The following is a 13496-nucleotide window of genomic DNA, read 5'->3' as shown; positions in this document are numbered from 1 at the left end:
TCCTGAGTTGACCAGGACAGACCTTTGGCGGTCGCTCGGTGGTCAACTGCTTCGCGCACCGCTGCGGACATTCGAAACCATGATGTTGCTTGAGATGCAATGCGCTTCCGGGTCGGCACTGCCATGCGGCAAATCAGGCCGGGAGCCGCCACATTCGCACACGACCTGTACCACGCAATTCCGTTTCCTCGAGCGGGTCGCAAGCAAAATTTGGTCCAAGCAGTTGATGAGTTGCATCCGAAATACGGATTTCATCGGGCTCCGCGGACGTTTGGATACGTGCGGCGAGATTAACGGTGTCGCCCCATAGGTCATAGGCAAACCGCCTTTTGCCTATGACGCCCGCCACGATTGGTCCTGAGTGAATTCCAATTCTGAGTCTTATCGGTTCTCCTGCGAAGCGTTCGAGCTTAACCGCCTTCCGCAGTTCAAGCGCATAGTGCGCAAGGGCTTCCGCATGATCGGATCGCGCGGCGGGCAGGCCAGCGACCACCATCACACAATCGCCGATTGTCTTGATCTTTTCGCAGCCGTATCGCTCCGAGAGCAGATCCGCCGCTTTGAAGAAGTAATTTAAAATAGCGAGCGTCGTCACGGCTCCGACGTTCCGCGCTCTTTCCGTAAAACCGACGATGTCGGCAAAAAGCACACTCACCTCTGCGTAGTTGTCTGCAATTTCTTCGTGCGCTTTTAGCCGCTCCGCGATAGACGCCGGAAGAATGTTGAGGAGCAGGGCTTCGGCGCGCTGGTATTCACGCGACAATCCCTCTTGGCTCGCCCTCAACGCCTCGTTCATCGATTGTAATTTCTCGTTGAGTTGACGCTCCCTCTCTTGCAGGAGCGTCATTTCATAAGCCTTCTGTTGAAGCCGCTGCCTATTGTCGCGTTCGGCATTGGCGTCAAGAAAGAGCAGCCACACGCAGGCATTGTCAGCAAAAAGATGGAGGTCCGCGACACGCCCGCTGGGAAGTTCGACCATGGCCATATCATATGGAAGCTCCGGGCAGGGCAACAAACCTTCCATGAATTCAAGCTGCTCGGCAACAGGCTTACCTATGCGAACTGACGAGAGTCCGTAATGTTTAACGTTACCGCCCTTCGCAGCTATGCAAAGCTGGGCGTCGATTTTCAGATATGCGACCGAGCGCTCGTTGTAGAAGAAATCGTAAATCCAGCTTTTAACTTCTCTTGGCAAGACGTGCATGGTTTATTTGCTGACCATCGAAGCAAGTTGACGAAACGCATCATCAACATGCTCACCCGAAAGCGCACTTGTTAGATAGACTTGCCATCCAAGTTGCCTCAGTTCGTCAATTTCACTATCCGATATTGCCCACCGATCGGCCAGATCGGATTTGTTGAACAGCAATACAAACGGCATAGCGCCGAATTCAGCCTCGGCCCGCTCGCGCAACGTGAGCGCCACGGCAAGAGTAGCAGCGCGTGTTCCATCGACGACAAGCACGAGCCCACTCGCACCTCGCACATAGCTGACGCGGAATGAGCCGATATCGTCTTCGCCGGCCAAATCCCACAAAATCAGATCCACGGTTTTGTCCGGGAATGCGACGCTCTTCTTGTCGATTTTCACTCCCACCGTGGTCAAGTAGGTTTCTGAAAAGATGCTTTGCACAAACCTGCGAACCAGACTGGTCTTTCCGACAGCGAACCCGCCCAACATGCAGATCTTCTTTTGCAATATCCTGGGCTCCGCCTAGTGGAAGTTTACCGTAACCGAAACTCTGCGGTTGGCGGAGTTCCCGGTTCGGCTATTTTCAATCTCCGCTGGCTCAAAGGTGCCCGCGCCGCGAACCAAGAGCAACTCCGGATCGACGCCGCGCTTCTTGAGAAGCGCACGAACTGTTTCCGCGCGCGCGGCGCTGATCGACAACTTGGCCGTTTCACGGCCCGTCTCGTCCGAATGGCCGGTCAACATGAACTGTGCTGTTACGCCTGCCTTGCGGGCGGCCTTGGCCAATTCCTTCAACTGATTCGCCAATTTGTCGAGAACCGGCAGTTGCTCTGGTCCCGGTACAGCCTTGCCAGAATCGAACAAAATGTCGACCGCTTGAATAGCCTCCCTCAAATGAGTGAGTTGCGGAGGGGTCAACTCACGCAGCTCGGAGATTTCTAGAGAGAGTCCGTCCGCGGACAGCTGTTGGGCGGCGACCCGCGCCCGATCTATCCAGGCGGCAGGAGCTTCACCCTGGGCAACGATGCGATCCTTGATGATCGAAAGCCGTACTGAATCCGGCGGAGTCAGCGACGCCATCAGCCGCTTCACCACGAACTTCGGATCAAGGCTTTGATAGAATTGCCACTGTGAATGAACGCGAGCAGGATCGACCCCTGTTCCGGACAGCAGAGCCTTCGGGTCGGCGGCCTGCGGGTCTCTCAGGCCGGAAATATAGAAATGTCCGCCCCTCGCCGTTTGTTGGGCGACGATGATTCCCGCTTGGGCCTCCAGTCGCGACACATAAGTCTGCCAGTGCTCCGCCGCGCGTGCTTCGGGGCTCACATCACGAACCTTGGAGATGTCGAATTCCGGTCCGCCTGCCGAAAGCTGTCGGGCCGCTGCGCGTGCGCGATCTATCCAGGTGTCGGGAGCCTCACCCTCGGCAACGATGCGATCATTGACGATCGAAAGTCGTACTGAATCCGGCGGAACCAGCGACACCATCAGCCGCTTCAGGACGAACTTCGGATCAAGGCTCTGATAGAATTGCCACTGCGAATGAACGCGGGCGGGATCGACCTGCGTTCCGGACAGCAGAGCCTGCGGGTCGGCGGCAAGCGGGTCTCTCAGGCCGGAAATATAGAAATGTCCGCCCCTCACCGTTTGTTGGGCGACGATGATTCCCGCTTGGGCCTCCAGTCGCGACACATAGGCCTGCCAGCGCTCCGCCGCGCGTGCTTCGGGGCTCACGTCACGAACCTTGGAGATATCGAATTCCGGTCCGCCTGCCGAAAGTTGTTGGGCCGCTGCGCGCGCCCGATCTATCCAGGTGTCGGGAGCCTCACCCTCGGCAACGATGCGATCATTGACGATCGAAAGTCGTACTGAATCCGGCGGAACCAGCGACACCGTTAGCCGCTTCAACACGAACTCCGGATCAAGACTCTGATAGAATTGCCACTGCGAATGAACGCGAGCGGGATCGACCTGCGTTCCGGCCAACAGAGCCTGCGGGTCGGCGGCAAGCGGGTCTCTCAGGCCGGCAATATAGAATTGGCCATCGCGCACCTTTTGTTCGGCAACGATGATGCCCGGCTGGGTCCCCAGTCGCGACACATAGGCCTGCCAGCGCTGCCCGGATTGCCAGGAAAGAAAGAACCAACCGCCTGCCGGAATCAAAACCAGCAGGACTGCAGCCACGACCAGCCACGGAAATCCCTGGTTTGATTCCTCCTGCTTCAGTTCAACACAGGTCTGCAACTGCGTCTCTACGCCGGCCAACTGCGAACTGTCGCCGTCAAACTGCTCTAGAGCCTGTGAGCATTCATCATGGATGCGAAGCAATACATCGCGAATTATTTCATGTAATTCCTCCGGCGGATTTCCCCGGATCACCGCAACCAAGGTCGCAAACGGTCCAACTTCCGACCAGAGACGAAGCTCCCCGAAACGAATGGTGTCCAGGCCGCTCTGTTCTTTCTCGTTAAATGAGTCTTTTACAAAATCTTGAATTGCACTAAGCATAGAAGAAATGAGTTGAGGATCTTCGCTAGTTGCATTATCGGCAGTTACATGCGCTATCAAAAGCCCGGAATTGCGATTGATTAGAAAGACGTGTTCTACACGATAGACAAGAGAATGCTTAAGAACAACTTCTGAGAAGCTTGCTCCTGTTCTCCAGGCTTCAAGTCTCCACTTGAGCCCATGCCAGGTAAATATATGTCTTAAAGTTTCATTCAGCGATTGAAAGGTCTGGTCGATCTTTTCGCCGATCGACTTGCGAATAGCCGGCAGAAACACCGGGTACAATATATCCGTCAGCGTACGCGGGCTCTTCTGGATGGACCGTTGCACGGCCCTCTCGACAGCTGGCGCAAGGGCCTCTCCGAGTTGCGCATGAGGCGCACGTGCGGCTGCACTGGGGAGAACGCTCCCCACTGCAGCCGCAAGCTGCTCGGGTTCGTCGAGCAGGTGCGTAACTCGTGAAAGCTCCGAAATTTCGCCGCCGACCAGCAACTGGCGCAGCGTTTCCATGCGAGGATCGGCGGCTGGAACGCCTTCGAGACGCGCACGATAGTCCGGATCAACGTTCCGGGCAATTTCGATCAAAAGGCGAGCCAGAGCCTCGCGATCAATCTCTGTATCGTTCGAAGCTGCTCTTTGAGGGAGGCTGATTGGGTCGACAGTCGACGTCAAGTTCCGATCAACTCACTTTCCAGGTACGCTCCGAGTTGTTCTTGCTGCCGACGGGATCCTGATTTAGACATTTTGCAACCTCGACAAACAGGCCAGCCAAAAGATTTCTGTCGGTCTTGACATTGCCAAGATCGGAAAACATTTTCTCCATCAGCATCTGAATGCTTTCATTCTTTTGCTTGATTTCCTCACGCAGCAAATGATCGTTTCGATTTATCCGGTCCGCAACTTCCCGCTCAAGCTCGCTCAACTGATCCGACAACGCGCGCACCTGCTTTTCGAGCGCCTGATTTTGCTCGCGAAGATTCCGATCAATCTCCTTGTCGGCGTCGGCTCGCGCGTCTTTTTCGTTCCGCAATTGCGCCGCAAGCGAGTCCACCTGCTTCTTTGCATTTGACTCGTACATTTCAAGATTGCGCTTGGCCTCGGATTCGACATCCTTGAAGCGCTGCAAGACCCGTTCTTCAAGCTTGGAAAAGCGGCGGTCATAGTCCTGCATCTGGTTGCCGAACAGCAGATCACGTATCTTGTCGACACCTACAGCGTCGCCGGGGGCCCCGCTCTCGCGAGCCTGGCCCGCCATGAAGGTCAGCCCGCTTCCGTCTGCATTACTTATCAGATTTGCGTCCGCTTTATTTGCTGAAGAAGCGGTATTCGAAGATTCCTTGGCCATCTTTATGCCCCCTTCTTTGAACAATTGCCACAGTGCACCACTCAGAAACCAGCAAGCATGCCAGCAAAATACCCGGCTCGCAAGCCGGAATCTTCTTGGCTTAAGCCAATTCGTGCCTCCCTTTTACATCTCTTGGACTAGCAGCAAATGCACGAGTTCGGATTGATGTCGCTCTCGCATCTCTTTGTGATAGCAGCCATAACCGGCTAATCTAATCGATCATTGGACGCAATCTACTATCGAAATGAGTAATACAATGTCAGGCTATAGCTACTGGAGCGCAATTAAGTAGCGCAGATTCATTAGAAGTGTCTAAAGTAGCTGGTCTGGCGGTGCACGTACCGTCTCGCACCCGACTGTATACTGCGACGATCAGCTTCCGATGCGGGCCCAACGGTAGAAGGAAGGTCTTCTTTCGCACGGAGAATGGCTGTTCGAGAATGCACCTCGGAATCGAGGCGTTTCGGTCGATAGGAGGGGAGCGACAGTCCCAATAACTGCAGTCATTCACACCAAAGCTTCAGTGGGCGGCATTTGTTGCGCCCCCAATTGCAAAAGACGTCAGGTTGCCATAGCTATTGCACTCATACGGTGCCCGGGACCGCCGCCTGTGGTCATGGCGCCGACTCCGGGGATCGACATGAGTATGCGGCATGCTTGGCTTTGACGTGCATCTGCGACAGCTGGCGCCCAAGCTCGGCGGCACGGATGCGAATGCTGTGCCAGGCTTCCAACTTCGGTAGCACGACAGGAGCAAGCTCGCTCTGCAGCCAAATGGCGGCGTCGCGGCGGCTCGGAAGAGTTCGCAGGAGACTGTTTGGACGCAGCGTCCCTGAGGACCGTTTCCTTTGGCAGGAAATCGCCGGCTATGTTTCGGGACTCTTGTTCTACCTTCGAACCAACGCGCGGGTTACACGGCGTGGCGCATAATCCCTTGGTTTCAATCGTGGTTCCTGCGCACAACGCGGAGGTAACGCTGGCGCGCGGACTCGATTGCCTTCTCGATCAGGAAATAGTGGATTGGGAGGCGATCATCGTCGACGACGCCTCCAAGGACCGCACCCCCGCGATCATCGCCGGTTATGTGGAGCACGATGCCCGGTTTCGGACGTTGAGCTCTTGCGCGTATAGCGCCGCCGGCGCGCGCAATATCGGGATGTCGACAGCGCGCGGCCACTGGCTCATGTTTCTGGATGCGGACGATTGGGTGGATGCCAGCTTCCTTGCGAAAATGCTGGCCGCACTTGAAGCCGCGCCCGATGCGGTCGCCGCCTATTGCGGTTCCCGGCGCGTGATGCCCGATGGCGAACTCACCCAGTCGAGCATCGCGACGGAGGTTGCGATCCAGCCCTTCGAAACATTCGCGCGCCGGTGCGCGATCCGCACTCACGCGCTGCTCGTCGACCGGAAGACAATTGCCGAGTTGGGCGGCTTCGATGTGTCGCTGCGCACCTGCGAGGACTGGGATCTGTGGCAGCGCCTCGCACGTCTAGGCAAAAATTGGGTGATGGTCGACGAGCCGCTCGCTTTTTATCGGGTCAGCCCCAACTCGCTCAGCCGCAATTCGACGCAGATGCTGGCAGATGCGGAAATCGTGATCGCCCGCGGCTTTTCCGCCGATCCCAGGGTCAAAAACCCGGCATCGGCTCACGCCAATGGAGCGATCGAGGCGAACGGCCGCACCGCTTCAGAAGCACTCGCGTGGTTCGCGTTGTGGAACGCCGCATCGGATTGCGGCTGCGGCTCGCGCTCGATCAACCCGCAGTCCCTGCGCACGCTCCCGGCAGGACGTAAGTGGGCGCGTGAGATCGCCAAGGTGGCCGTCGATGGCCTTATGGTAGGAAGCCTGTCGGTGCCAGCGCAATTGGCTGCCAGGTGGGACAGGTTCGGCGGCTCCCTCACCGAGTTGATCATCGAACTCGGCAAGGTCTGGAATAATCCCGACGCGGCTCGCCGCGTGCAGTATCACTTTGAGCAAATGCTGCTCGATGTCGACGATCTTGCCGCGCCGCGCAGGCTGGCGCGGACACTTGGAATTCGTGTCGACGCGCGAAATCCGGCCTCAATCGAAGTGCCGGAAGGAATCGATCAAATCTATGCCCATCTGATGATGGATGGCCAGATCGAGGCTCTCGTGCAGTTCGGCGTACTCGGGAGAGTGACAAGGCGTCATTGGATTGAATTGATCCTGAATTTCGTGCCCCCTGAGCGGCCTATGCACAGTGCCGCGCGACTTGCGAGGCGATCGCCTGTAGATGCACCGCAAAAGGGCGCCGGTGCCGACAAGTCAAACATGTTTGCAGCCGAGGCATTGTTGTCCATGGCGGGACGCCGGTCTGATCGGGACAGCCATTTCGGCAAACTCGCGCGATTGGCCGCGGAAGCGCAGGCGCTGGTTCGGTCGAGCGCCGAAACTAAAGAGCCTTTTACAGCGCCGCGCCGTGCACGGGCCGCGGATGGGCGCGACAATGATCGCACATCTTTCTGGAATCGCCATTTCGCGACCGAGGATCCCTGGAACTACGGTTCGCCCTATGAGCAGGAAAAATATGAGCGGCAGCTCGAAATTCTGCCTGCCGGTCCCATCGGGCGGGCGCTTGAGCTGGCCTGCGCGGAGGGCCACTTCACGCGGCAGCTGGCGCCGCGCGTGGGCCATTTGACCGCAACTGACATCTCCGCCGTAGCCGTCGGGCGGGCGCGCGCGCGATGCAGCGATCAGCCGAATGTTGAGTTCGGCGTACTGGATTTCTCTGCGGACACGCTGCCGGGCGAAATGGATCTGATCGTGTGTTCGGAAGTGCTCTACTACCTGGATGATCTCGCCGATGTGCGGCGCATCGCCAAAAAACTCATTGAGGCGTTGGCGCCTGGCGGCAGTTTCATCAGCGCACACGCATTCGTGCTACGAGACAATGTTGGAAGGACGGGCTTCGACTGGAACACATTCGGTGCACAAGCGATCTCAGAGACGCTGGCAGCGACCGACGGCCTCGTCCTCGAGCAATCGATCCAGACCGAGCTCTACCGCATAGACCGCTTCCGCCGCCTGTCACCAGGCGACGTTGCGACGGAACCGATGGTAGATCATGTGCCAATCCGCGCACCCGTTGAAATCGGGGTCGCGCGAAATATCGTCTGGGGCGGGGCGCGGGCCTTGCGCCGCGACGTGGCACGTAGCGAGCGGCGGCAGCGTATCCCTGTCCTCATGTATCACAGCGTCGCCGATGATGGTCCGGCCGCGCTCGCCCGTTTTCGGCTCGCGCCCGCCGCATTCGCCAGCCAAATGGCATGGCTGCGCGCCAATGGCTTTCACGCGATTAGGTCCGAGCAGCTGGAATGGTTCATCGTCAACCGTCAGCCTTTCGTTGGCCGCCCAGTGCTCATCACGTTCGATGACGGCTTCCAGAACTTTGCCGACCATGCCTGGCCGGCCTTGCGCACGAACGATCTGACCGCGGAAGTGTTCCTGGTGACGGACCTGGTGGGTGAAAGTGCACAATGGGACGCCTACAGCGGCCCGCCGACGCAGCTTATGGACGCCGGGACGGTGCGACGCCTCGCCGGCGAAGGTGCGTTCTTCGGAAGCCATCTGGCGACGCATCGCGCGATCGATGGTCTGTCGAGCTCTGACTTGGCCGCCGAGCTCCTGCGCTCTCGTATGTTCATCGAACGATGGACCGGTCGGCCAACCACGGCGTTCGCGGCACCCTTCTCTGTCACCGACCGACGGCTTGGCAGGCTGGCCAAGGAGTGCGGCTATCGAATCGGCTTCGGCGGCAGACACGGGCCGGCGGACCTCGATTGCGATCCCATCGACCTTCCGCGCATCGAGATTCGCGGAGATCACTCGCTCGATGACTTTGTTGGCAAAGTCGAGGCCGTGCTCGCATGAACGGTGAACTTGTCAGTATCTAGATTTGTAACAAATTGGTTCCGCTTTTTATTCGGTGTCCCGCCCGCTTACCTCGTTCGCAAGTCTATTGGGCGACTTGGGATACGGCTGACATCAGCTCCTGCGGGCTTGGCGCCCCAAACATGTATCGCCCACCCTCTGGAACCTCCGTGAAGCTCCAGCGGACGATCCCCTGCCGGTCCAGCAGGAACTGACCGACCAATTGTCCGTGTCCCGTTGCTAGCATCTGCTCGTCGGCTTCGGTCAGCTCGTAATGGTCCCTCTTGTTGAGGATTTCGCTGGCCGCAAGAGGATCCATAGGACCGGGCAACTCGCCTGGTATGTCGACCCGCATATCCTTTGCCGCTGCCATCGAGACCTTGTACGGCCAGTTCGTCTCGTTTTGGGTGAATTCGAGATTGGGCAGTCCAAAAGCACGATGTGAAGCGCGTTCAGGATCGGAGGCCGCAAGCAGATTCGGCATCGGATGGTAGCGGAAATAGAGACGCGCCCGTTCGATCGGCGTGTTGACCACCGTCAGGCTCTCCACGCCCTTTTCGCGCAGCTCCGGATCAAGCCGCGCCTGGGCGGCGATATGGCGCCGGCAAAACGCGCAATGCAGACCTCGAAACAGGCCGACCAGCACCGGTTTTTGGCCGCGAAAATCGTCAAGCGCGATCTTGCCTTCCTGGGTAATGGCGTCGAGTATCACGTTTGGCGCACGGTCGCCCGGTTGAAGCGGCACCAAGTCACTACGCGCGGACATTTCCAACCTCCAACCCCGGCTAGTCGAGAAAAGGCAGCACCACAAGCGCTTCCGGGTCGAGCCCGTGCTGGGCGCATATACCCTGCGCCAGGGAAAAGTAGCGTTCGGCCTCGGCCAGATTGTCGAGGTCGAGATTAAGCGTTGCGAGACCATCATAACACGGAAACAGCAGTTGGGGTTCGCCCGTTTCGCGAGCTACGTCCAGTGCTTCGTGGAACAACCCAACCGCCAGGTCCGGACGGCCGTTGCACTGGTGGATCTGCCCAAGCACGATCAACGGCACCGGCAGGTGCTCGCGCTGGTCGAGCGCCCGGTCGAGCTCGATGGCCTTCTCGGCAGCAGGCACGCCCTCCGTTGGACAGCGATCCGTGAAAGTACAACAAGCGACCGCCAGATTGGCGAGGAGGCGCGCCTGGAAACCCAAATCACCAATACGGCGCGCCACTTCAAGACCGCGCCGACAGACCTCCATCGCTTTTGCGGGATCGATGGTCGTGTAAAGCACGCCGAGATTGGTGTAGCCGCGGCAGGCCGCGCCCAGCAGACCGGCGGCTTCGGCCAATTCAATGCTACGCTCAACCTGACGCACGGCCTCACGGTTTCGCCCAAGGCGAGCCAGCGCGACAGCCTTGGTGTTGAGTGCCTCGGCGGTCACAAGAGTGGCATCACACCTTACCTCGGAGACATGCTCCGTTGTCAGTGTGCCTACGCAATCCAGCGCCGCGTCTGCCCATTTTGCCGCGAGAGCGTGATCTCCGCTACGGAACGCCTGTCGGCCACGTTCTTGCCACAGATGCGCCTGCTCGATCGGGGCATCCGCTCCATCGAGGAGCGCTGCCGCCTCAGCATAGCGGGGTTCTGCCTTGTCCCGCTTGCCGACATCCCAGAGCAGCCGACCGATCTTACGCAAAACTCGCGCCGAGGCGACGCGATTGGCCGACTCGCGGTATGCCTGCAACACCGTCTCGTAGTGGTGGTGCGCGATCTCGCGGCGGCCTGCCGGGCCGCTCAAATCGGCAATGCGCTCTGCAATTGCCAGTTTGAGCGGTGTTTGCCCGATCGCGCCCAACGCAGTCAGTGCTCGCTCGTAGAAACGAAGGGCGTCGTCGTTGGCATATATCATGCGAGCGCGATCGCCTGCCGCCTGCAGGTAATGCGCGCCCTTCTCCCGCTCGGCGCTCTGTGCAAAATGATGACCGAGCACCGTCAAATCCTCGAGCCGTTCCGGCTCGTCGCCGCACAGTTGCTCCAAGGCAGCACCGATCCGCCCGTGGATTTCGGTCCGGCGTTGCAGGAGCAGATTCTGGTAGATCACGTCCTGCAGCAATGTTTGCGTAAAGCGGTAGCTTTGAGACGAGACCGAGCCTGATCCGGCAACTTCCTCGATGATTTCCGCATCGCAAAGCAGTTCGCAGCCGGCTTCGAGCCGGCTGGGGTCGGCTGTCACGGTTTTCAGAAGTGTGGCATCGAAGCGCGGGCCGATTACCGCGGCCTCCTGGGCCAACCGGCGCACCTCTTGGGGCAGCCGGTCGACTCGGGCAAGCAACATTGCCTGGATAGTGGCGGGGATGCCGGTTGCGACTTCGCCTGCCACAGTCCGCCATCGCTGGCCCTCTCGCACCAGTACACCGCGATCGATAAGGCCGCGAACGATTTCCTCTACAAAAAGGGGGTTGCCGCCCGCGCGCTCGAGGATCTGGTCGAGAAGCCCTCCCGCGGAGCTTACCCAGCTCTCGCCGAAAAGCGCTGCCAGCAGGCTGCGTCCGTCATCATTGTTGAGTGGCGGAAGCCTGAGCGCTGTGTGACTGACCCGACTTGAGTCGAGCTGGTCGTTGTCCGGCGCCGGACGATGCGTGACCAGCAACATCAACCGCGTGCGTTCCAACCTGTCCATCACGAAACGTAGTGCCTCGAGCGACACGGCGTCCGCCCAGTGCAGGTCTTCGACGACAATCAATAGCGGCGACAACGCAAGCCGCCGTTCGATGATTGTGCGGACTGCGTAGAGAATTTGCCGCCGCAGCTGCTCGGGCTCGACATGCTGCAAGGTGGCATCGGGGTCGCCAAGGCCAAGCACATGGTAGAGCAAAGGCATCAGCCGCTTCGCCTCCTCGCCCTGCAGGCCGAGATCGGCAAGCAAGCCTGCGAGCTTCCCCCGCATTTCGTCCCCATTGTCGTTTTGCATCATCCCGGCAGCGCTGCGCACCACTGCGCCCAAGGCGCCAAAAGATTGTTCACCCAGCGGTGAGCACGTGGCCTGCCGCACGGCGACGTTGCGAAAACGCTCCTCGTCGCCGACGCGGGCGACGAACTCCTTCACCAGCCGCGATTTCCCGATGCCGGCTTCTCCGACGAGGCGGACAAGTTGGGCCGAGCCGCCGCACGCCTGGTCAAGGCTCGCCATCATTCTATTGAGCTCCGCACCACGACCTATTAGCGGCGCACTGAGGCCGAGCGCCTCGAGCCCGCGCGCTGCACGCGGCACCGCTAGCGGTGCGTCCAGTCGATGAACGAGCACGCTGCCGGCCTTGCCGCGAAACACGACATCACCCAGCGACTCGTAAGAGAAGGCATGCCGGGTCAGCCTGTGAGTGAGCTCGCCTACCAGCACCTCACCCGGTGCGGCCAGCGATTGCAGGCGTTGCGCCGTATTCACTGTGTCGCCGGTCACGGAATAGGATCTGGCGGTGCCGATGCCCAATCCGCCAGTAACGACCGGACCAGTGTTTATGCCGATGTGGAGTAACAGAGGCGAGCCGGAGTGGGGGGTGCTTTCGCCGAGCCGCGCCGTCCGGGCGATCATGTCGAGAGCGGCGCGAAGCGCACGTTCCGGATCGTCCTCATGCGCGACCGGCGCACCGAACAAAGCGAGCAGTGCATCGCCGATGAATTTGTCGACGAAACCACCAAAGTTTCGCACGGCCGCCGTCAATTCCTTGAACAGTTTGTTCTGCAGCGCTTGCATGACCTCGGGGTCGAGCTGCTCGCTGAGTGTCGTAAAGCCGCAAAGGTCGGCGAACAGGACCGTTACCGTCCGGCGATCGGCGTCAGAGACGGGATGCAGCCCTTCTTCGTTTTCGATGTTCGGAAGCAGCGACGGAGTTCGAGAAGACGGCACAATGGTCCGGCTTGGTGCCGGAGCAGGCCGTTCGACGGCTTTTGCGGGCGCACCAACGCTTGCCCCACATTTCGGACAGAACTCGAAATCAGGTGCGCAGGTGTAGCCGCAACTGGCGCATGGCACGGGCTGGCGCCTGCCACACCTCGGACAGAAGACGTAACCGCCCTCAATCTCGAAACCGCAGCCCGAGCAGTCCATCGAACAAGACCTCACTAGTGGCCGTGACGGCGTGATCTCGCCCACACTTCACGGCCAGGCTATTCACAAGGATGCACCGATAGTCGTCGACGGGCAAGCGGCAGCGAGCGATCCGTGTGGGTCCGGTGGCAGAGCGCTGCCCATTCGGGCGGCTGCGTGGCCGTCGTCTGCGAAAGTTCCCTCTTACCCTCCGTCTTCCTGCTATCATGAAGATGAGAGGCCGTTGACCTCTTGATGCAACGGGCTGACTCGCAACGCTGTCACCGACGTCTCGCGCGCTTCCGGCCCGCAGCTACGGCCATCTGGGCCGTTTCGCCGAAGCCCGCGCGGCATGGCAGGAGGTGCTTCGCGTCAATCCCGACTATTCGTTGGAATACCGTCGCAAAGTCTTGCCCTACAAGAACCGGTCGATTTCGAACACGTGGTGGATGGGCTCCGCAAGGGGCGGTGCGGTGCAATGACAGGTGAGGCCTA

7 protein-coding genes and 2 pseudogenes are annotated in these 13496 nt (G+C 59.4%); 2 read left to right on the top strand and 7 right to left on the bottom strand.

All coding sequences use genetic code 11. From position 1 onward, the window contains the following. Positions 1 to 133: 133 nt before the first annotated feature. From NKI29_RS21275 to NKI29_RS21255, 5 genes and pseudogenes are all read right to left on the bottom strand, one after another. Entirely contained in the window at positions 134 to 1204 is a 1071-nt protein-coding gene (locus NKI29_RS21275) for an adenylate/guanylate cyclase domain-containing protein (RefSeq protein WP_023675981.1), read from the bottom strand. A 3-nt stretch (positions 1205 to 1207) separates the two neighbouring features. Beyond that, positions 1208 to 1699 (bottom strand): Rab family GTPase, encoded by a 492-nt coding sequence (locus tag NKI29_RS21270; protein ID WP_245274668.1) that lies wholly within the window; start codon positions 1697 to 1699, stop codon positions 1208 to 1210. 15 nt (positions 1700 to 1714) lie between these two features. Beyond that, positions 1715 to 4285, bottom strand: a complete 2571-nt coding sequence (locus tag NKI29_RS21265; RefSeq protein ID WP_352570071.1) for an OmpA family protein — start codon at positions 4283 to 4285, stop codon at positions 1715 to 1717. Between the two features lie 94 nt (positions 4286 to 4379). Next, entirely contained in the window at positions 4380 to 5045 is a 666-nt protein-coding gene (locus NKI29_RS21260) for a DUF3450 domain-containing protein (protein WP_031211579.1), read from the bottom strand. 612 nt (positions 5046 to 5657) lie between these two features. Beyond that, positions 5658 to 5803, bottom strand: a pseudogene (locus tag NKI29_RS21255) (IS110 family transposase); the annotation flags it as partial. 161 nt (positions 5804 to 5964) lie between these two features. Between NKI29_RS21255 and NKI29_RS21250 the strand changes: the two are divergent. Beyond that, on the top strand, positions 5965 to 8937 hold the full coding sequence (locus tag NKI29_RS21250; protein WP_352797167.1) for a trifunctional glycosyltransferase/class I SAM-dependent methyltransferase/polysaccharide deacetylase: 2973 nt from the start codon (positions 5965 to 5967) through the stop codon (positions 8935 to 8937). A gap of 85 nt (positions 8938 to 9022) precedes the next feature. Here NKI29_RS21250 and NKI29_RS21245 read toward each other — a convergent pair whose 3' ends face one another. Together NKI29_RS21245 and NKI29_RS21240 are read right to left on the bottom strand one after the other, a co-directional pair. Beyond that, complete coding sequence (locus NKI29_RS21245; RefSeq protein ID WP_352570074.1) at positions 9023 to 9703, bottom strand: redoxin domain-containing protein; 681 nt, start codon at positions 9701 to 9703, stop codon at positions 9023 to 9025. A gap of 19 nt (positions 9704 to 9722) precedes the next feature. Next, on the bottom strand, positions 9723 to 13022 hold the full coding sequence (locus NKI29_RS21240) for an adenylate/guanylate cyclase domain-containing protein (RefSeq protein WP_352797165.1): 3300 nt from the start codon (positions 13020 to 13022) through the stop codon (positions 9723 to 9725). A gap of 216 nt (positions 13023 to 13238) precedes the next feature. Between NKI29_RS21240 and NKI29_RS21235 the strand changes: the two are divergent. Then, positions 13239 to 13464, top strand: a pseudogene (locus tag NKI29_RS21235) (adenylate/guanylate cyclase domain-containing protein); the annotation flags it as partial. Between the last annotated feature and the right edge of the window lie 32 nt (positions 13465 to 13496).

The organism is Mesorhizobium sp. M0678 (genome assembly GCF_040320505.1).
In the GTDB taxonomy this organism is placed as follows: Bacteria; Pseudomonadota; Alphaproteobacteria; order Rhizobiales; family Rhizobiaceae; genus Mesorhizobium.
This window is presented reverse-complemented; position numbering and strand designations above follow the sequence as displayed.

Bases quoted from the DNA above. Each gene is read 5' to 3' on its own strand.
- NKI29_RS21275 (WP_023675981.1), bottom strand. From the start codon at position 1,204: ATGCACGTCTTGCCAAGAGAAGTTAAAAGCTGGATTTACGATTTCTTC.
- NKI29_RS21240 (WP_352797165.1), bottom strand. From the start codon at position 13,022: ATGGACTGCTCGGGCTGCGGTTTCGAGATTGAGGGCGGTTACGTCTTC.
- NKI29_RS21260 (WP_031211579.1), bottom strand. From the start codon at position 5,045: ATGGCCAAGGAATCTTCGAATACCGCTTCTTCAGCAAATAAAGCGGAC.
- NKI29_RS21245 (WP_352570074.1), bottom strand. From the start codon at position 9,703: ATGTCCGCGCGTAGTGACTTGGTGCCGCTTCAACCGGGCGACCGTGCG.